Below are 21,362 nucleotides of genomic sequence, written 5' to 3'. Positions count from 1 at the left end.
CTAAAAATTTAGGTTTACACCAAAGAGATACGATCTGGTATTGGGAATATTGAGTCCGGTAAAACCATAGGCGTTAGTTCCCGCGCTAAACTGGCTTCCTTCAGGATCGTAACCTCTAAAAGGTGTATCAATCCACAAATTAGTTCCCGTAAAGCTAAATGTTACCCTGTTAAATGGGATTTGATTAAGTATTCTGTTTGGTAAACTATAAGATAAAGTCACATTGCGCAGGCGCCACCAGGAAGCGTCCTCAACAAGAATTTCTGCAGCACGGTTATAAATATCAGAACTGCGGTAGTAATTCTCATCAATATTTACAGGAATATTATTTGGTGTACCATCGGCGAGAACTCCGTCAAGAATAACGCCGTCTTCACGTTGTTCGGTAATAGCAACCACACCGTTACGTATGCTGTTGCGTTGACCAGAATCATATATTTCCCCGCCTTCTTTTCGTTCAAATAAAAATGAAAGAGACAAATCTTTATAGCTTATTGTACTGCCTATGCTTCCTAACCAATCTGGCATCGCATTTCCTACTTTTACCAGATCTGATGGACTACGGGCAACTACATGAGGAAAGCCGTCATCACCTATTATCCTGTTACCTGCATCATCATAAGCCCAGGTATAACCAAAGAGGTCACCTGGAGCGCCGCCTACCTGAAGTTTAGAAACTATACCTGCAAAACCGCTATCAGCAAAAATAATCTCGTCTATACCTGCAGGTAGAGAAAGTACTTCTGCATCAACTTTTGACCAGTTTAAGGTGATATCCCATTGAAAATCATTGGTTTTTATGGGGGTTATATTTACTAAAGTTTCTATACCTTTATTTTCTATCTCCCCGGCATTGAGCACAAACGTATCAAACCCGGAAGATTGAGCTACCGGAACCGGCAGGATCTGGTCTTTACTATTTTGTTTGTAATACGTTACATCAAAACCAAAACGGTTATTAAAGAATCTGAATTCGCCACCAAACTCATACGAAGTTGTACGTTCTGGTTTTAAAACTGCCGAACCTCCCTGACTATCGCGGGAATACCCATCAATATCACCATAAGGAAAATTAGAAGGTCTGTCATAATAAACACCCACATACGGTGGCGCATCTTTACCAACTTCTGCGTACGAGGCTCTTAGCTTTGCATAACTTAAAAAATCTGGTAAGGTTCCTGTGTCCTGAAGGGTTTGAGAAAGTACGTAACTCAAACTTACAGAAGGATAGAAAAAGCTTCTGTTCTCTTTAGGAAGGGTGGAAGACCAGTCATTTCTTCCTGTGGCGTTAAGGTAGAGTGTGCTTTTATAATCAAGCCGAAGATCGCCAAATACACCTACAATTTTTCTTTCGCTTCCGCCTATGTCATTAAAATAATTTGTTGCTTCATCGTATGCGTTGAGATTGTCAGGATTGAGACCTTCTGCGCGATTAGTAAGTCGTTTTGATTCTATATCTGAAATTTGATTTCCCAGCAGTAAAGTAGCTGTAAGATCTTCGTTGATCTTCCTATCAAAAGTCACAAAAAGATTAGATGTTATTTCGTTATAATTTAAACCTTCGTTCACAATAAAACCGCCTGTAGCAGAACCAGGGTCGATATCTGGCGGGACAAATCTGTAGCGCTCATCGTGGTAATTATCTATACCTAATTGATATTGAACCGTAACCCAATCTGCGATTTGATAGTTCAGTTTCATATTAGACAGGATGCGGTTTACTTTGCTGTCTAAATAACTAACTTCAGCAAAATAACGTGGATTATCAGCAACGCCGGCGGTATAGTTTTTCTCTGTTCCATCGGGTAATAAATAATCATTCACGTCTATAGTAGGTGACCAGTAAGAAAGCGAACTCATAATTGACTTATCGCCACCATTAGGCAATCTACCATCAGAATATATGTAAGAAAAAGAAGGTTCTATGCTAAATTTATCTGTGATGTTTACCGTCCCGGAAAGTTTTATCGTTGTGCGGTCATAATCTGTATTAGGTACAATCCCTTCTTCATCAGAGCGAGAAAGTGAGCCAAAATAGGTGTAGCTATCGCCACCGCCACTTAAACTGAAAGAATTTGTAGACTGATATCCTTTTCTAAATAAATCCCTGAAATTGTCATAAATCGGTTCATTTGGGGCATATTTCGGTCCCAGAGACCAAAAACCGAATGTATTCCCATTTAAATAATCGTAACCTGTAGGCGAATTAATGTTGGGTACAGAAACAATTTCACCGGCACGTCCTTCTCGCCAAGTCTTCTGCACATCAGGAGTTTTACTTACTTCGTTAAAACCAACTGTACTTTTTAGATTAAATGTCATCTCACCGCTGGCTCCTTTCTTTGTTGTAATGACGACAACCCCGTTAGCGGCTCGTACGCCATACAAAGCAGTAGCTGCCGGACCTTTTAGTATAGATACGCTTTCAATATCATTGGGGTTGAGGTCTGCACTACGGTTTGTAAAAGAGAATTGCTCTGATGATGACGGAGCATTAGAACCTGTACTGGGTAAAACGCTACCTGTAGGGCTCTCGTTACTTATTGGGATACCATCAACTACAAATAATGGCTGATTATTTGCGGAAGGATTTAAGGATGTAATACCACGTATTATTATACTAGAACCCGCTCCTGCAGCACCACTGGTAGAATTTATTGTTACTCCGGCGACTTTACCCTGAATCCCACTTAATACATCGGTGTTGCTGTTTCGCGTAAGCTCATCGTTGCCTATTTCTTGTACAGCATAACCTACAGATCGTTTTTCCTTTTTAATACCAAGGGCAGTTACAACAACTTCGTTAAGTTGCTGTGTATCTTCCTGCAGTACAACATTTATCGTTTTTTGCTGTCCCACAGCGATTTCCTGTGATTTCATCCCGATATATGTAAATTTCAAAATATCAGAAGGAGTAGCGTTTATCTGGTAATTACCGTCAAAATCTGTAGTAGTGCCTGTGTTATTTTTTTCAATAATAATAGAGACGCCGGGAAAGGGCATTCCTACAGCATCTGTTACTTTTCCCGAAACGATTTGTGCGGTTGAATTATAAATTGAAAAGAGGAGAAATAAGACAAAAGTAAAGTTCTTCATAATTACTTTTTGGTTAGTTGATAACCTCTAAGTTGAACAAAAAAGATTTAATTAAAAACTTTTTGTTCATAAAAAACTCTGATTTGTAATTAATTGAATTTTATGGTCCTCTTTTTGTTGAAAGCCTATTATTAGAATGTTTAAATAAAAAATCGGGATTTTACACCTAAAAATCGTCTTTTACGAGGTGAAATCGGGAGGTGTTTTTTTCGCTTAAAGCGAAAAATTAACCAATCAATTTTCCTGAAATATAATATTATTTAAAAGAATATATAATATTTGAAATTCTATAAAAAAAGGGAAATGGAACAAGAATTACTCAGGCTTATTTTCAAACAGCAGACGCGACTTTGATAAATGAGCGCCGTCTTCCAGTTTACAGATAAAAGCTACGAGATCTTCACGCAATTTGCAATGTAAGTCCCAGGATGTAGAAGCATCTTTAGCACTACAAAGCGCTCTTATTTTCATCGCTTTTTCAGTGACCTCTACAACTTGCACGCTGGGTGGATTCTCACGGTCCCAATCATCTGAATTCTCGAGTAGTTCTTCAAATTTATCACGTACTTCCTGCACATTTATTCTATAATCAGCATAAAGAATTATCGGCTTAATTTGATGTGCACTTGTCATAGACCAATTTTCAAAAGTTTGTGTTACCACCTGTTTTAATGGTACAATTAGGCGTCGTTGATCCCATGTTCTAACTACCATATACGTAAATCGAATATCTTCTACATAACCCCAGTCATCATTTATAATTACGGTATCACCTATACGAGCCGGGCGTGTAAGAGCAATTTGAATTCCTGCAATAATATTACCCAGCGTGCTTTGTGCCGCAATACCCAGAATTACGGTTGCAACTCCGGCAGAAGCCAGTAGTGAAATACCCAGTTTTTCAAGGGATCTAAATTGTGAAAGAATGACAGAGCCGCCTATAATTATGACCAGAAAGGTAATTACTCGCCGCGCAACAGAGACATAGGTTAGCATCATGCGCGCTTCAGAATTTTCTTCGGGATTTGTGTCACCTATTTTATTTTCGGCCAGATAGAGCATAAAAGAGTCTATAAATCGCATTATAAACCAGGTAATTGCACCAATTACGGTAATAAGTAAAATCGCATAAAGTGTGCTTGCGAAGGTTCCGCCAAAGGAAATAAGCTTATTAAGCGTCACATAAAAAAAGAGAACACCTATTGCAAAACCAGCCGGCACAGCAAGTTTTTTAGCAATTGTGTTCATCCACGATTTTCCAGATTTTTTAAAAATTAGTTTAAGAATGTAGATGCAGAATCTGCCTAAGTAATAGGATAATAATATGAGAATTAAAGTACCTGCAAATTTCCAGATAGGCATGTTCCATAAACGTATTCTTGCCCAGTCTGGCATCATGCGGTCTAATTGTCTGGGGCCGTACAGCGCATACAAACTGTCTATATTTTCAACCGTATTTGAAGAAATTAACCAGAACGCACCAAAGTCTTTATATTTTACACGTTGCAACCTGAGAACGGCATCCCGCCCCTCAATATCTATCTCACCAAAAACTACACTTCTGCGCGGGTTGCCCGCTATTGCCTGATTAGTTGTTGTCTGAATATCGGTTTGACCATCTGGCCTGTCTGAAAGACCGCTCCAGTCTATTTTTACTCTTTGGTTTAATACGAAATAGAGCTTCTCTGCTAATTCTGCAGCCTCTTCTATAGTAGTGTTGTCAGGGAGTAAATTGAGATTTAGAGCGTAAGCGGCATCTTCATAATTTCCGTTTCTGGCGCTGATCACAAAATGCTCAAGAGTAGCCTGTGGTGACTGAAAATTAAATTTATTAGGCGGAAGACCTATACTTTTATTCAGTCGGCTTAGTATATAATATGCTTCGTTATACTCTCTTATCGCATTAGGTTCAAAATTTCCGGTTTGTGAGGTGGTCTCTTCTGAAGGAGGAAAATCCTGATGCTTTTCTACCTTAGAAGTATCGGCCTGAAAAGCCCTTAAAGGGAAAGATAAAACGAGGTTGAAAGTTAACCAAAGCGTAAATATGGGGGAAGTGAAGATTTTCATTGTGCATAAATTAAGCGCATTTTTATTCAAAATTTATTACAATTACGTTAAAATAGGCTCTAGCCGACTAATTATCGCTCATTCATCACCTAAAATCAGCGCCCCTGGATATACTTATTTTTCTTCAAACTGATGTTTACTTAACAGGATTCCCACATCTTTTAATGGCGGAATATGAAGTAAAATAACCGTTACGATTGCAGCTAGAGGTATAGCAAGCAGCATCCCGATGATACCCCAAATCATGTTGCCAATGATTACTGCAAGAATGACAAAGAAGGGATGCAGATCTACACGATCTCCCACTACATAAGGCTCAAGCACATAACTTTCTACAAACTGTGCCACAGAAAAAGTGAGCACTATACCTATTAAAACACCTGTTTCACCAGATGTAAGATACCCAAGGCTCATGGCTATAAAAAATGCTATGAGATTACCAATATAGGGCAGGAGAGAAAGTATGGCTGCTAAGATACTCACAAGCATAAAATTACTCACACCAGAAATTCCCAGGCCAATGGCATATAATACAGAAAGAAGTGCTATAAGAATTAACTTACCCTGCAAATAATGGGGAGCGACCTGTGCAGATTTATCAATAGCTGTAGTAACGCGCTGTCTATTCTTTTCTGGGAAGGCACGTAGAATAAATACTTTAAACATATGGCGATAACTCAGCAGGAAAAATATGTAGATAAATGTAAGAAGATAATTGCCTAAGAAACCGCTAATACCAGCCAGTAAGCTTCCTGATTTTGATCCTGCAGATGATTGGCTCGTAAGTGTTTTCTGTTTTTCCTGATTTAATTTAAGATCATCTTCAGATATAGGTAATGTTTGTACCGCCCAGTTCTTTAGTTTTTCAACTTTAGGTTTCATGGTTTCTTTGATGTTAGGCCATTCATCTACAAAAGATTTGATCTGAATAGAAATTAATGCAGCAAAGCCCAAAGAAATCAAGAAGAAAAATAGAGCCGCAAGTAGCGCCGTGGCAGATCGTGAGAGTTTCCTTTCAACTTTTTTTGCAAGAGGTAATATGATTAAGCTCAATACAACTGCTGTGATTAAAGGAGAGAAAAATGATTGTGCTTTAATTAATCCCGATATTAAAAAATAGCTCCCAATTATAATACCAAAGGAGTAGCAAAAGATTTTGAAGTATTTATTCATATATAATTTTTAAAATCTGGAAAGAAATTACAAAAATCAAATCTATTACCTACTTAACAGTTTGTTAGAACTAAAAAATAAGCATTAGAAAAGGGTCTTATGAATACAAGGTGGTCTTAATTATTAATAAGTGATGATGATCTTTGTCATTTTTCATACGCATTGAGGTCTGTAAATTTGATGGAATTTTAAAAACCATCTGATGAAAACCAAGATTTTAATTCCTATAGATTTTTCTAAAAACTCACTTAATGCACTTATTTATGCTACAGAGTTGTATAACAATAAAGTCTGTGAGTTTTATGTAGTAAACGCCTATTACCGTTCAGGTTTTTCTGCAGATAGTTTATTGATTCCAAAACCTGATCATGATACACTGAATGAAATGCGATCTGCATCAGAAAACAATATGGATTCTGTAAAAACATATCTGGAATCTCTTCCTAAAGATTGGGCGCATACATTTCATTTCTATTCAGAATTTGGTTCTTTACTTGATGTTCTTAAAGATCAGGTCGAAAAAAAAGATATTCAACTTATTGTCATGGGTGCTAAAGGCGAGAACAATTCTCAAAATTTAGTTTATGGCAGCAGAACAGTGAGTATTATGGAAAAAGTACGCAATTGCCCAGTGCTTGTAATTCCTCATAATACCCAGTCTAAATATCCTAATGAGATCGTATTTCCTACTAATTACGCCACTCATTATAAACATGCTGAACTTAATCATCTTATTGAAATATCAAAGATTTCTCATGCTCCGGTAAGGATTTTACATGTGACTAATGCAAATGAATTATCGAGTGAGCAGCAAGAAAACAAAGAATTATTAAAAGAAATTTTCACAGGTATAGACTATACATGTCATACGCTCACAGGCAGTGAAGTAGAATTAGGGTTGAGGCATTTTGTAGAGAGCAGACAGAGCGGAATGATCGCTTTTATCAATAAAAAGCACAAGTTCTTTGATAGTATTTTTTCCAAATCACTGGTAAAAGATATGGGTAACGCTATGATAGTTCCTATTCTGGCACTTCATGATTTAAACGGCTAGAAGTATGTAAATATTCACATTTAAAATCTATAATTATGAAAGCACTTGTTTATCATGGTCCAGGCGAAAAATCATGGGAAGAAAAACCAAAACCTGAAATAAAAGAGCCTACTGATGCTATTGTAAGAATCAGTAAAACCACAATTTGTGGTACAGATTTGCATATTATGAAAGGTGATGTTCCTACTGTTACAGATGGGCGTATTATTGGTCACGAAGGTGTGGGCATTATTGAAGAAACCGGGAGCGCTGTAAACTCCTTTAAAAAAGGTGACCATGTATTGATTTCCTGTATAACCGCATGTGGTAAATGTGAATATTGCAGAAAAGCAATGTACTCACATTGTGAAAATGGCGGCTGGATCTTAGGTAATACCATAGATGGCACTCAGGCAGAATATGTACGCATTCCATATGCTGAAACCAGTTTATATCCTATCCCAGAAGGATCAGATGAAGATTCTCTGGTAATGTTGAGCGATATTTTACCTACAGGTTTTGAGTGTGGGGTTTTAAAAGGCAGAGTTCAGCCTGGTGACACTGTAGCTATAGTAGGAGCAGGACCTATAGGCATGGCGGCTCTTTTGACCGCACAATTTTTTAGTCCGGCAAATATAATAATGATTGATCTTGATGATAATAGGCTGGAGGCTGCTAAAAAATTTGGAGCTACCCACACGATCAACAGCGCAGATGGTAAAGCGGTAGAAAAAGTGATGCAATTAACTAAGAACAGGGGAGTAGATACCTCTATAGAAGCGGTAGGGGTTCCTGCTACTTTTGAACTTTGTGCCAAAATTGTCACAGCAGGAGGTTACGTCGCTAATATTGGGGTTCACGGTAAAAAAGTTGATCTGCATTTAGAAACGCTGTGGTCACATAATGTTACAATAACCACCAGATTAGTAGATACAGAAACTACGCCTATGTTATTTAAAAATGTTCAATCAGGTAAACTTGATCCTAGCCAACTTATAACCCATCATTTTAAATTAGACAATATCATTGATGCCTATGAAACCTTTGACAATGCTGCCAAAGAGAAAGCATTAAAAGTTATCCTAACTAATTAATTTGTCAATAACGAGAGAGGTTTTCTAAAAGAAGGTTTTTCACTGAATGTATTCAGTTTCTCAAAACTTCACCTATTAGAAGCCTCTTTCTATTATTATAAAATGGAAGATATAGTTCTGGTAATCCTGTGCGCTTTTATATCAGGCATCACGATATTCTTAGGAGTTATTATAGCTTACTTTTTTAGATAAACCAGATACTACAGCAGCCTTGATGCTATTCTCTAGAGGCGATATTATATATCTAATATTCCAGGATATAGCACCTATCTCAAAACTTGATAAAAACCGGCTTTCCGCTCTTTGTGCAAGTCTGGGCTTTTTATTTAGCACGATAGGGTTTAAAATAATGGGGTAAATTTTCTTTTCGCTTAAGCTAAATTCTTTAAACTCAATAAACACCAAATTGGTATAACAAACAGAGAATTAGCCTAAAAAAGAGCGATTTTATATAGAAAAAGGGAGGTTTTTACCTCCTTTTTCTTTGCCATATTTCAGGCTTTATGTGTTTATTTTCTACATATCACGCAACTTGATTTTCGAATTTTAAATGAATTTTTTAATTCAATCGTTGTAGTCAACAAATTCATTAAACCATTTATTTCAAAGGTGACATTCGTCATTTTATAAGACTCATTGCGGTTGCAACTTTGTCCTATAATTAAAAACAATCACCATGAAAATTTTAGGTACTTATCGTTTAACCACAATTCTGGTTATCTCTTTTCTAAGTCTCAATGCATCACTTCTAGCACAAACCTTTACTCTTCAAAAATCAGCTTCGCAAATGGCGGTTTTTGGTACTTCTAACCTACATGACTGGGAACTGACGGTAGAAAACATGCAGGGAACAATTGAAGTAAAACAAGAGGGAAATGTATTAAAGAGCATTAGCAAATTAGACTTATCAATTCTGGCAGAGAGCTTAAAGAGCGGCAAGAACGGGATGGATAAAAACACATTTAAAGCTCTCAATACAAAAGATTATCAAAATATCACCTACAAATTAAAATCTGTAGAAAGCATTAATGCCAAAAACAGTGGAGAATATACAGTAAATACCACAGGAGATCTTATGCTGGCAGGGGTTACTAAGCCTATTTCTTTAGTCTTTGACGCTAAGATCGTGCAAAGTAAGATTACACTCTCCGGAGAGAAAGAAATCAACATGACCGACTATAAAATTGAACCTCCAAAAGCATTGTTTGGCACCATTACAACAGGCGAAAAGGTCATAATTAAATTCAAAGCAACTTTCACCAATTAATATTTAACAGTTTAAAAATCAACATCATGAAAAATTCAATAAAATATTTTAGTCTTATTTGCCTGTTTTTATTTGGAATGGCCGTACAAGCTCAAAGTCAGCGTGACTTAGATAACTACAGAAAACCAGACAAACGCGGGATAGATCAATTTGAAGCTCCTAAGGATACTATAACAACCTTTGATGGTCTTCATGTAAGAATAGGAGGTGCATCTACTTTGCAATATCAATCTATTGATCACGAGAATTCAGGTAATACTGCAACTCCGGTTTTGCAAGATATAGGTGATAATTTTAATCTAGCTACAGCAAATCTTGATCTGGACGTTGCTTTATACGATGGCGTTAGGATGCACTTGCGTACATATCTTTCATCACAGCACCATACAGAAACCTACGTAAAAGGTGGGTACATTCAAATAGATAAACTCGATTTTATACAAAAGGGTTTTATGGAAGAATTGATGAACCATATGCGTGTTAAAATAGGACACATGGAAAATAACTACGGTGATGCTCACTTTAGAAGAACAGATAATGCAATGGCTCTCTACAATCCTTTTGTGGGTAATTATTTGATGGATAGCTTTACTACTGAAGTAGGAGCAGAAGTATATCTTTTTAATGACGGCTGGTTAGGAATGTTAGGTGTTACTAACGGTAAATTAAATCAGGCTGTTACAAATCCTGAAACTACAAGTCCTTCATTTTTAGCTAAAGTAGGCTATGACAATACGGTAGCACCAGATCTAAGACTACGATTAACAGGGTCTATCTATAAAACTAATCAAACCGGAAGTGCTTATTTATATAGTGGTGACCGTTCTGGATCAAGATATTATAATGTTATGACAGCAGCAGATGGCACAGGTGATGGTTTTCGTGCAGGACGTATTAATCCCGATCTTAAAAATGAAATGACATCTGTAATGATTAATCCATTTTTAAAGTATAAAGGCTTAGAGTTCTTTGGAATTTTTGAAACTGCAACCGGTAAAAAATCTACAGAAAGTGATAATCGCACCTGGAATCAATATTCTGGAGAATTAGTTTACCGTTTTGGCCCTACAGAGAATATTTATGTAGGAGGAAGATATAATCTTGTTGACGGGGAACTGGAAGGTGGTACAGATGTAAGCGTAAATCGTTTTCAACTGGCTGCAGGATGGTTTATGACAAAAAATATCTTGATGAAAATAGAGTACATGACCCAGGACTATAATGATTACCCTGTAATAGACATTCATAATGACGGTAACTTTAAAGGCTTATCTTTTGAAGCAGCTATAAGTTTTTAAAGCATGATTGGTGAGTAAAGGTGGGGAGAAGGTATGTCTCTTCACCTTTTAAAAATTATCAAGATGAAATCGAAACTATTTTTCCTAATGATTCTATGTGGCGCATTTGCTTTCGCGCAAAGCTCATATACTAAAAAAGCTGTAGAGGTTCTTAAAAGCAGTGAGTTAAATATAACAGGCAAAACCAATGTAAATACGTTTACCTGCAGGTTTAATACTGATTATCTAAAACCATGTCAATTAATTTCTTATTGCGATAAGAATGGCGTGATCACTTTTAAAAATGCCAGCCTTGTACTCAATGCGAAAGGTTTTGATTGCGGAAGTAAAGGGATAAATAGAGATTTTCAGAAATTATTGAAAACAGATGAGTATCCTGAAATAACTTTAGAATTAATTAAAGCGACCATACATAGAGATAAGTTAGTAGCACAGGTTAATATAACAATGGCTGGTAAAAACAAAGAATATAATGTTCCTGTTGTGGTAAGTGAAGGTGATTATCAAACTTTTAATGGTGTGCTTTCTTTAAAACTTAGTGATTATGAATTATCACTGCCTACAAAGCTTTTTGGATTGATTGTTATAAAAGATGATATCGAAATCAATTTTAATATTGCAGCTCAATTTCAAGATATACAAAGATTTACCCATTCTCAAAGTAATTAGCCTTAGAAAAAGTGGCTTAAAAAGCTAAAAATCCGCTGAAATCGATCGATTTTCAGCGGATTTTTTAGTTGAAACTTTGTCGGGATGAGAGCACGTTATTGGCAACTATCACCCCAGTTATATCAATGTTTTTGACCTGTTAATAAAGGAGTTACACCTTATTGCCGATTTCTAGTCAAATAAGACTAAATGATTGTATCTAAAATTAAAATAAAGGTAAAAAAATTATTCTTTAAAAATCAATTTTTAAGTAATCAACTATTGTTTTTTTTTGCATAAAGCTCTATTAGAAAATACTTTCCTGTTTCGGTAAATTCAATATATGTCTTATTTGATTAGTCAGTTTTCGCTCTGCCCAAAATACTTTGTGCCTGGGTCAATCTATCAATTGTTGCTTTAATTCAAACAGTTTCTAAAGTCTTTGGCATTCTAAGCTTTTTACAACTAAAAATTTATGCAAGAGTTTTAGAGAATAAGCTTATTGATAATATGGGCAGATTAGATCTGGTAATTATAGAGAAGGAAAGACGTAGATGTAACTAATTTAAATTCTCTTATACAAAATGTTTATAATTTTTCTTAAAAACCATTTTATATTTATAGTTTTAAGTGATTTATGACTAAAAGTAATCTTATTCAAATTAATAAACGGTGGGTTGAAGAAGAATTAATTTCCCACCTTACAGAAAAGATAGGGAGTAAGGTTAATATGAGGGTTTATACTATTATGCCTTCTTCCACTCAGATGGATTATCTTTCTTTAAGTAATTTCCTTTCTAAAATTATTCCACATTATGTTTATAGTATCAAAGAAATTGAAAAAGATATATCCAGACAACATAAGCGTAATGAAGTTGCTATTCGAAAAGCAAATCCAAATATTGAGGAAGCAGATATTTTGAATTTAGTTGCGGAGGAAAGTGAACGGGTTGAAAGGGACACATGGAGTCAAATCTTTAATCAAAGCCGTATTTTTTTTCGTAAAAAAGGTGAGAGTTATATAGGCGGAAAATATGGTGAACTTTTACTTTTTGCCTTGGTAGAAAGTGTTCTTGGTTGTAAAATGATTGCGCATAAAATAAAACATTTGACAAATGTAAATGATGAGGTAAAGGGAAGTGATGGTGTTTTTTTAGGTGATTACAATAATGAAAGAGCTATTTTGTTTGGTGAATCTAAAATAATGCAAAGCTTATCCGGGGCTATAGTAGATGCGTTAGGATCAATAAATAGATATCATAATGATCGAGAAAGTGCTCATAATCGGAATCACGAACTTTTAATTGCTCGGGATAATATCGATACATATGAGATAGATGGTGTTGATATTGATGAATTGTATGATCGGTTAGATCCAGAAACTGAAGCTTATAAAAGTCAAATCTTAGTACACCCTATAATTTTAATGTACGAGCGTGCTTTTATTTTGAAAATTCAAAAGAAAGCTACCTCAAGTGATGAGTTCAAAGAATTAATTTCAAAGGAACTTGTAAAACGGTTAAAACAGAAACAAGAGGTCTTTGATCTTGTAACTAATCATATTAAAAATCAAAATCTAGAACATAGTTTTTTGGATTTTTTTCTTTTTCCGGTTGATGACGTATCAAAATTTAGGGCTGCAATGGATGATAAGTTGTTATAGGGATGGAAGGAGATAAAACTTTACAACATCAAGCCTATAATCATACTTCTCTTCAGGAAGTTTTTTCTGCTATAAATTTAAACTTTCTTCACAGCAATTATTTTGCTTATACAATAAATAAAGAAAAAGAAATTGATTTCAAACTCTTGAGGAAAGCTGTATGGTTGTGTTCAATATTAGCAAATAGTGATATTGAAGCTCATAGAATAAGAGCACAGCGATTTGCATCACTTCTATATCTAACCAATGCAGAAAAGAAAGAAAATACTTATATTATAGGCTTATGTTACATTCTATTTTCTAGAATAGGTAATTTAACAGCTACTCGTTTTTTCAAGGAATTAATTTCGGATGCTAACTCCACAGAAAGTCCATTCCCATTTCTTGGTTATGACGGTCTTTTATCCCTAGAATTAAGTTTACAAAGACAACATAATACTATTAGCACAGATACGGGTTCTGTTTTACTTACTTCTTTCCAAAAGAAATTATGGAATGGGTTAAATGAAACATCAAACTTAGCAGTCTCGGCACCAACTTCTTCTGGAAAGTCCTTTATAATTAAACAATATCTAGCTGAAGTTTTTTTTATAAGAAATACTTATAAAGCACTATTTGTTGTTCCTAGTAGAGCTTTAATAAATCAGGTAAGTGAAGAATTTAGAATTGAGCTTAGAAACTCCAATACTCTTATACGTACTGCTTTCATTGGAAATGATGATGAAAAACCTGAGAAAGAAGAAGCCTTCTTAAAAGAAGTTTATCGAGAGCCAAAGGTTCTCTATATTCTTACTCCTGAAAGATGTATAAAATTATTAACTGCGGATTTAGAATCTAAAATAAAACTAGATTTTATTTTTATTGACGAAATTCAAGGTGTGGAGGACGAGCAAGGTCGAGGAGCAACTTTTGAAAATGTTTTTGAAGATTTATCTATTCAGTTCCCTAAAGCTCAATTAATAACTGCTGGACCACATATCTTAAATCCAGAAAAGACCTATAACGAACTATTTGGAAGAGTGGCAAAATCTTTTGTAACTCAATTATCTCCAGTAATACAATTCAAGAAAATTATAAGGTCTAGCGACTCTCAAAATATAGAAGTAGAAGTGAGAGATGGTATTAATAAACCTTTTTTCCTAGAAGCCGAAACTAATTTTAATGCTGAAACCTTATTTAAAAATGGCACTAACGGTAACATACTTCAAAGAATAATCAATCTTGTTGCACCAGAAAACTCTAATCTCATTTACAGTAATCGAGGAGACTATGCTGAAAAATGGGCACAAGAATATCAAGAGTCTATAGATGAAATGGAAATTCCTGAGCGTGTTCGAGAACTAATAGAATTCCTTAAAGATGAGTTCCATAAAGATTACTTACTAATTGAGTGTTTGGAAAAAGGAGTGGCCTTTCATCACGGAAAATTACCTGATATTATTCGAAAGGAAGTAGAAGAGCTGTTTCAGGATAGGGAAATTAATAATCTCTTTTGCACTTCTACTTTAATTGAGGGTGTAAACTTACCTGCCAATAACCTATTTATTATTACCCCTCGAAAAAATCTTGATGATTTAACAGATTTTGAATTTGGAAACTTAATAGGTAGAGCAGGAAGATTAAGTGAATCTCTTTTTGGGACTATTTATTTTATAGAAAAACCAGATCATAAAGGCAAACTTCCTTCTGAATACTTTGACGCGGACTATGAAAAAGAAATAACAACCTATTCGACTAAGAATATCCCGCAATATAACTTTGCATATTTAGGTTTAAATATTAATGATATAGAGGTATTAAGTGAGGATGGTAAAATAGATAAAAATGGCACTTATCAGCAAAAGCAGCTTACTCTATTTATTAGGAACCGGTATATAAAAAATCCAGAAAATATAGATTATTATCTTACTGGGAAAGGAGTTCCCGAATTATTAATTCAAGATCATATTCAAACGCTCGAGCAAACTTTGAATAGCCTTGAGGTTCCTAGAAAGATAAATATTGAAAATCAATCTATAGACCCAATTCTTCAAAATGAGCTCTACCTAAAAGTCAAAAATGGTGATATTTCAAATTGGGTTATCACACCAAATTCAATTTTAGAGAAAAGAAGACGAAGAGAGGATGTAGAAGACAAACCAAATAGTGACCGGCCTTTCTTTTGGCAGTTACTTACAATATTTCAGGGTTTGGAAAATATTTTTAGCCTAAGCCAAGAGGCATTTGAGCGATACAGTATAATCAATATGAACCCAACTGTTTTAGCAATTCACGCTACTACTTGGCTACAAGGCCTCAGCTATAAGCAACTTATTGATAATGATATTAAATTTTATGCAACTGATAATCGAGTACTGCCTGAAGAACGATTAGATCCTAATGATAAGTATCAGGTTAATAAGCTAATTAATAAAATCATAAAGATAAATTCTTCTGTAGTTACTTACCTACTCGTAAAATACACTAAGCTTTTAGTAGACGTTTTAGATTCTATTTTAACAGAAGAAGAAAAGGAAAAATATAAAATTACAATGGGGCTCCCTACAGCTTTAGAATTAGGGACTCGGGACAAAGATGTTAGAAATTTAATTTCTGGAGGAATCTCTAGATCAGTTGCTATAAGTGTTTCAAAAAAATACAAGCAACTTACAACACATGAATATAGAGAAGCTAATACAATTACTTATTGGTTGAGCACAAAGAATACTATCAATGGTTTAAAACCTATTTACAACAGATACCTAAAAAGGTTGAAACTACTAAAAGAGGATAATAAACAATGATAAGATTGATAACTATTATAGAATATGGGAGTAGCCAAACCACATACATTTAAGTTTACTAATAGAGCTCTAAGAAATATAGATAATCTATTACCAAAATTGAAATTCTCAGTTATGCCCTCTAAGATTGTTAGATGGTTAGAGAATTTTGAGGAGGAAGATCTTAAATATGCTTATGATTTACTTCAAGTTTTTGAATATGTGAATTTTCCAGAGATGCAATATAGGCTTGAAGATTTACTTAAAAAAATATTCTCAGAACTTCAAGATGATGATAAAGCATTAGTGATTCCTTACGGTAAATTTGGCAAAAGTGGTACGTTAGTAACTTATCCACTTAGCCATAGCCCTTTCTATAAAAATCTTGAACACAATGGAAAAATCACTATTAGCAAGGATCTAGAAAAGATAGATGTAGAGAATTATAAATGTATAATTCTGATAGACGATTTTATTGGATCTGGAAAAACTTTTTGTGATGAGTATACAGATGAAGGAATAGAAAAATGGATATTAGGTAGAATTGAACTACCTAAAGTTTGTGTGTTGTGTACAGTTATAATGTCCGAAGGGAAGAATAAAATAACAGATACTTTCAATTATATAGAGGTTTATGCTCAAGAGAGATCTAAGATATTTGATAAAATTTCTTCACCTTTAGTTGCGTTAGGAAACTTCGATAGACACTATAATAATAATTCAAAATATGAAAAATTAATAAAGATTAGTAATAATTATAAGGGGGGATTCAAAAATTCTCAAGGTCTGTTGGCATTTTCTCACGGAACCCCTAATAATACTTTACCAATATTTTGGTGGAGTAATAATTGGGAACCATTATATCCTCGTCATGCTCAAACAAGGATGGATGAAGCAAAAGAATTTAAAAAAGGAATAGCATTTTATATTGGCATTTGTAATAGACTTAATATTGATTTACTTAGTCTGAAAGAATATAGGGAGGCGGCAAATACTGACCGGGTCGAAGAACAACGGAAATATAACACTAAATTAAACCATTCATTAATTGCTTTGATAAAACTAAAGTTAGACGGCACTGAGGATTACATAATATGTCATATATTGGGATTAACTGATCAAGAACTTGATGAAGTCTACAATCTTGCATTAAGCAGAAAATATGTTGATTTATCACGACAATTAACTGTAAAAGCTACAGTTTACTTTAAGAAACTTCAACAAAGAATAAGTAAAGAAAAGTTTAGAGAGCAAACAGAACAAAATTTAAAACCGAAAGAATTAATTTATATTCCAAAAACTTTTAAAGGATTGACATAATGAAGGGTTAGCCAATTCTCGTATTCGAGATTCTCAGGGTAGTATCTTGAGGAGTACTAAAGCTACTTAACAGAAATTAATATGCTATGTTATTTGCTTATAGTATAATTTCAATTGTTAGCTCTTTGATATCTCATAACATAGCATATCAATACTGCGTTAACATTCACATAGAGTAACCTAGATTTATGTCATTCCCCTTTGAAAAATTTATAAAGCAAGCACAAGAAGAAAACAAGTCACAAGATTTTATTAAGGCAACAATATCATATGCAAAAAAATTAGATGATTCAAATTTTCCCGTAATATTTTCTATTGAGCACTTAGCTATGCTAATTGGTGTTCAATCAGGTTATTTGAGACATCTGATAGGTGAAAATAAAACAAATGAATATCAAGATGAACCATATAAGAATTATCGCTATAATTATTTTAAAATAAAGAAAAGAAGAGGTGGTTATCGAGAAATAATGAGCCCATCTAAAGATTTGAAATTTATCCAGAAATGGATACTTGTTAATATTTTAGAAAAACATCAACTCCAATATTCTTGTACTGGATTTAGAAAAGAAATTTCAATAAAGGATAACGCTATACCCCACGAGAAATCGGAACTTATTTTAAAAATCGATCTCCTTAAATTTTTTGATACTATAACTGAAAATAGGGTTTTTACCATTTTTGCAGACATGGGGTATAGAAAGAATTTAGCAGTGGCCTTTGCTAAACTTACTACAGCTAAACATAGGCAAGAGTACTGGAAGACTATGCCAAGGGCTGAACTGGAATTAATGAAGTATGAAATTGGAAGCACGCCCTCTATTTTACCTCAAGGAGCTCCTACGAGTCCTACATTGGCCAATATTCTAGCAAAAACAATGGACTATAGATTTGAACAACTTTCTGTTAGGAAAGGTTTCAAATATACTAGATACGCCGATGATTTAACATTTTCGATTAGAGACAATCAAAAACTCCCTAGTCTTAAGATAATTAGAAGAATAATTTCAGAAGAAAAATTTTTTATAAATGAAAAAAAGATTCAATATTTAAATAAGGGAGGCAAACAATATGTAACAGGCCTCACTACTGCAAATGGTGTGAATGTATCAAAAAAATACAGAAAAGAAATAGGTTCTCATATCTACTATTGCAGAAAATTTGGAGTACAAGATCATTTAAAAAGGATTTCTGAAAAAGGTAAAAAGGCGCAAGGTATTTTGATTTTTCATGACTGGCTTTATGGACATATTTGCTTTATTTCTTCTGTGAATCGTCAAGCTGGCGATAAACTATTGCATGGATTCAGTAAAATTGATTGGTTTATTTAAGAAATTAAATTACCTCCCAAATAGAAAGTACCATTTTTAGTAGCTTAGCGAATATAAAATGAGTAGCAAGAGGATAACCCGCTACGCGAGGTTATGACTACTCATTCTATTGATTTAAGGATGTTTATGTTTTAATTTTTTGGTGAAAGAACTCGAAATTTCGTGAAAAACTTCCTGAGCCCTTGAAAACAGGCAATTTTTTTCGTGAAAAACACTGAAAATGTAAGTGGTATGTAAAATTTAAACAGTCCTCACCCATTCCCCTGCACTGGGTTTCGGTGAAAGAGGTTCGTCCAAAAGGTCTTGAACACAGGCCAAAAATGTCAATTTTGTAGTATCAACTCGAGCTAGACATTGCGGCCTGAGTTCGCTGGGCATCCTACTTAAAATCGCCAATCTTTTACTTTCGTGATTTATTTTCCTTTTGATTCGCTCCAGGCAGCATACCTTTTTTGATAGAAAAAATACAGTATTCTAAATTAGTCGGCCGCATAAACCGGTCGGCTATGCCTTCCTATTTATAGCCCTTTTCTAATTTAGAATCCCGAAAGCAGATACCACTATCAAAAAGGTAATGCGACGGCTCTGGAGGAAGTAAATGAAACAGCCAACACACGTATGCGTAATGATATACTATTGTATTTCAGTTTAGCAAAAAAGGAATATGCTCAAGATGAAATAAGTAAATGATTTTATTTTTCTTTTTCAACAGCATTAGTTTTAAGTAGTTTCTTTAATTTTTCGGGAAAACCGAAGCTTTCCAGATCTTCATCCAGAATGGCCTGGATTTGTTGGTATTTAGAGAGATCGTCGTGGGGTAATAATTCGATAACCAGTTCGAGCACCTGCTGAATTGAAGTATCCGCGCTTTTATGACTTAAGTTTTTGGAATAAAATACTCCTTCTCCTTCTAGTGCTAAAATACAAACTTCAAGTAGCGCCGTGGTACGCATGAGGTGATCTTCAAAATCTTCAAAACGAATCTTTGCAGTCCTAAACCTATGCCGGGGATGCTGTTCTTTCTGTAAGCCGTAAGGGTAATTGGCTATTTTCCTCAGACTTTTGAGCTTTTGTCTATTGATCTTATTTGTTTTCATAATCAGTTGTCTTTAAATAGTGTATTTTTTTCAGCTCCTCAAGTTTCTTATCGGCCAGCTTACGTGCAGCTAGTATAAACTTATAGGTAAGGTGTTCCGCTTTTAGGGAGTCTGATTCAGAAGGATCTTCGTGAATCTTTTCGTTTAAGTTGTAGTGCGCGTGGCAAAGGCGGGAATAGATCAGTTGGGATCGAAAGGATTTTCTTGGGTAGATAATCTTTGAAACTTCTGAAAACTGCTCACAGAGGTGCAAAAGGTAGGGCAAGGAGAAATAGGAGGGCTGATACTCCCAAAAGACGTAGATCAATCCCAGGCAGGCTTGTTGAATGGCCTGGTGCAACAACAGGTATCTACCCTGATTGCTCGGGTTATCCTCGCAGATCGTGGATTTTTCTTCAAAGTAAAGCGCGTGTTCCAGCCTTTTATCCCAGTGCATTTTGATTTCTCGAAATACATCCGGATGGCAGAGGTAAGAGCCCGTTAATTCAAGCCGGTTGTCCTCGCTATACAGTAAGGTGCCTTCCCTGAGTACCCGATTCAAGAAATTGCAGCCGTAGTTGATCTTATTATTGGCTTCTTTGAGGGTATAGTGAATGGAGTAGAGGGTAACCTGTTCCTGAGTTTTATTAAACACTTCATTCATGAAGTATTTCGGATTAGAAACCTGATCGTGGCTTATGATAAGCATTGTAAGCACATAGGTGGAACGCGGTTTTGTGGTTTTTGATAAGATAGTTACAGACTGGTGAGCTATTGTAACCTGAAGCTGCCTGATCAGATACACGGTATGCGCTTTGCACAAGCTGCAGATGACCGCTATTACTTTATGGATTTCAGGTATGGTGCTGGCTAATGTTTTCATACGATGGCGATTAAAGGATTATCTAAACTCCTGCTGAATTGCGTTTGTAAAAACTTTTAAAAGAAAAGCCTTACTTTTGATTAGGTTATAGCGTTCAGGTTGCTGTTATACTTTAAAAGTATAGCCGACCTTACGCGTAATCTACCCCTGCAGCCTGTGAAATACCATGATGAGATTGTGTTTTACAAGCTGAATCAGGAAGAACCTAAGTGTACTAACAAAAACTAATACAAATGACCACCACCAAACCCAATCATATAGGCCGCAAAATCGCTCGCATCAGAGAACTGCGTGGTATGAAACAGGAAACCCTAGCCGAAGAGTTAGGCATTAGCCAGCAAAGTGTTTCAACTCTTGAAAAAAGTGAAACAGTGGAAGATGAAAAACTGGAACGGGTGGCGCAGGTTTTAGGAGTGACTAAAGAGGGAATTGAGAATTTTTCTGAAGAAACAGTTCTTAATATAATCTCTAATACTTTTAATAGTAATGACAGTTCTACATTGAATGCAATTAATATCCAGCCTTCATTCAATCCAATTGATAAAGTAGTAGAGCTGTACGAACGTTTGGTTCAGGCAGAGAAGGATAAGGTGGCTTATTTGGAGAAATTACTTGATAAATAGTTATTTGTAAAGCTTTGAAAAAACTGAG

At 35.0% G+C, this 21,362-nt stretch carries 15 protein-coding genes; 10 read left to right on the top strand and 5 right to left on the bottom strand.

The features are described 5' to 3' along the window. The 3 genes from ACH3PA_RS16245 to ACH3PA_RS16235 all read right to left on the bottom strand — a co-directional run bounded on the left by ACH3PA_RS16245 (position 1) and on the right by ACH3PA_RS16235 (position 6,336). Positions 1 to 3,096, bottom strand: a complete 3,096-nt coding sequence (locus tag ACH3PA_RS16245) for a SusC/RagA family TonB-linked outer membrane protein (protein ID WP_416442124.1) — start codon at positions 3,094 to 3,096, stop codon at positions 1 to 3. A gap of 315 nt (positions 3,097 to 3,411) precedes the next feature. Further along, positions 3,412 to 5,163 (bottom strand): mechanosensitive ion channel family protein, encoded by a 1,752-nt coding sequence (locus tag ACH3PA_RS16240; protein WP_416442123.1) that lies wholly within the window; start codon positions 5,161 to 5,163, stop codon positions 3,412 to 3,414. A gap of 114 nt (positions 5,164 to 5,277) precedes the next feature. Next, positions 5,278 to 6,336 (bottom strand): AI-2E family transporter, encoded by a 1,059-nt coding sequence (locus tag ACH3PA_RS16235; protein WP_416442122.1) that lies wholly within the window; start codon positions 6,334 to 6,336, stop codon positions 5,278 to 5,280. Between the two features lie 202 nt (positions 6,337 to 6,538). On the opposite strand from ACH3PA_RS16235, the gene ACH3PA_RS16230 reads away from it, so the two are divergent. The 9 genes from ACH3PA_RS16230 (at position 6,539) to ACH3PA_RS16190 (ending at position 18,752) form a co-directional block, all read left to right on the top strand. Beyond that, the gene (locus ACH3PA_RS16230; protein ID WP_416442121.1) at positions 6,539 to 7,390 is read left to right on the top strand and encodes a universal stress protein; all 852 of its coding nucleotides are present in this window, start codon (positions 6,539 to 6,541) and stop codon (positions 7,388 to 7,390) included. 35 nt (positions 7,391 to 7,425) lie between these two features. Then, positions 7,426 to 8,463 carry a zinc-dependent alcohol dehydrogenase family protein gene (locus ACH3PA_RS16225; RefSeq protein WP_416442120.1) on the top strand — a complete coding sequence of 346 codons (1,038 nt, stop codon included), beginning with the start codon at positions 7,426 to 7,428 and terminating at the stop codon, positions 8,461 to 8,463. Between the two features lie 676 nt (positions 8,464 to 9,139). Beyond that, on the top strand, positions 9,140 to 9,730 hold the full coding sequence (locus ACH3PA_RS16220; RefSeq protein WP_416442118.1) for a YceI family protein: 591 nt from the start codon (positions 9,140 to 9,142) through the stop codon (positions 9,728 to 9,730). A gap of 26 nt (positions 9,731 to 9,756) precedes the next feature. Beyond that, positions 9,757 to 11,028, top strand: a complete 1,272-nt coding sequence (locus tag ACH3PA_RS16215) for a hypothetical protein (RefSeq protein WP_416442117.1) — start codon at positions 9,757 to 9,759, stop codon at positions 11,026 to 11,028. 63 nt (positions 11,029 to 11,091) lie between these two features. Continuing rightward, positions 11,092 to 11,697, top strand: a complete 606-nt coding sequence (locus ACH3PA_RS16210) for a YceI family protein (protein WP_416442116.1) — start codon at positions 11,092 to 11,094, stop codon at positions 11,695 to 11,697. 616 nt (positions 11,698 to 12,313) lie between these two features. Next, on the top strand, positions 12,314 to 13,339 hold the full coding sequence (locus ACH3PA_RS16205; protein ID WP_416442115.1) for a DUF1837 domain-containing protein: 1,026 nt from the start codon (positions 12,314 to 12,316) through the stop codon (positions 13,337 to 13,339). A 2-nt stretch (positions 13,340 to 13,341) separates the two neighbouring features. Continuing rightward, the gene (locus ACH3PA_RS16200) at positions 13,342 to 16,122 is read left to right on the top strand and encodes a DEAD/DEAH box helicase (protein ID WP_416442114.1); all 2,781 of its coding nucleotides are present in this window, start codon (positions 13,342 to 13,344) and stop codon (positions 16,120 to 16,122) included. Between the two features lie 24 nt (positions 16,123 to 16,146). Next, positions 16,147 to 17,421 carry a hypothetical protein gene (locus tag ACH3PA_RS16195; RefSeq protein WP_416442113.1) on the top strand — a complete coding sequence of 425 codons (1,275 nt, stop codon included), beginning with the start codon at positions 16,147 to 16,149 and terminating at the stop codon, positions 17,419 to 17,421. 188 nt (positions 17,422 to 17,609) lie between these two features. Beyond that, positions 17,610 to 18,752: a reverse transcriptase family protein gene (locus ACH3PA_RS16190; protein ID WP_416442112.1), complete on the top strand. Its 1,143-nt coding sequence runs from the start codon at positions 17,610 to 17,612 to the stop codon at positions 18,750 to 18,752. A gap of 692 nt (positions 18,753 to 19,444) precedes the next feature. Here the strand turns inward: ACH3PA_RS16190 and ACH3PA_RS16185 are convergent. Both ACH3PA_RS16185 and ACH3PA_RS16180 read right to left on the bottom strand, forming a co-directional pair. Beyond that, positions 19,445 to 19,849 carry a hypothetical protein gene (locus ACH3PA_RS16185; RefSeq protein ID WP_416442111.1) on the bottom strand — a complete coding sequence of 135 codons (405 nt, stop codon included), beginning with the start codon at positions 19,847 to 19,849 and terminating at the stop codon, positions 19,445 to 19,447. After that, the gene (locus tag ACH3PA_RS16180) at positions 19,836 to 20,711 is read right to left on the bottom strand and encodes a hypothetical protein (RefSeq protein ID WP_416442110.1); all 876 of its coding nucleotides are present in this window, start codon (positions 20,709 to 20,711) and stop codon (positions 19,836 to 19,838) included. The genes ACH3PA_RS16185 and ACH3PA_RS16180 overlap by 14 nt, the downstream gene beginning before the upstream one ends. Before the next feature lie 233 nt (positions 20,712 to 20,944). Between ACH3PA_RS16180 and ACH3PA_RS16175 the strand changes: the two genes are divergently transcribed. Further along, entirely contained in the window at positions 20,945 to 21,334 is a 390-nt protein-coding gene (locus ACH3PA_RS16175) for a helix-turn-helix domain-containing protein (protein ID WP_416442109.1), read from the top strand. Positions 21,335 to 21,362 lie beyond the last annotated feature (28 nt).

The organism is Leeuwenhoekiella sp. A2, from assembly GCF_047946655.1.
In the GTDB taxonomy this organism is placed as follows: domain Bacteria; phylum Bacteroidota; class Bacteroidia; order Flavobacteriales; family Flavobacteriaceae; genus Leeuwenhoekiella.
Note: the sequence above shows the minus strand (reverse complement) of the source record. Positions and strands in the feature narration are given on the sequence as shown.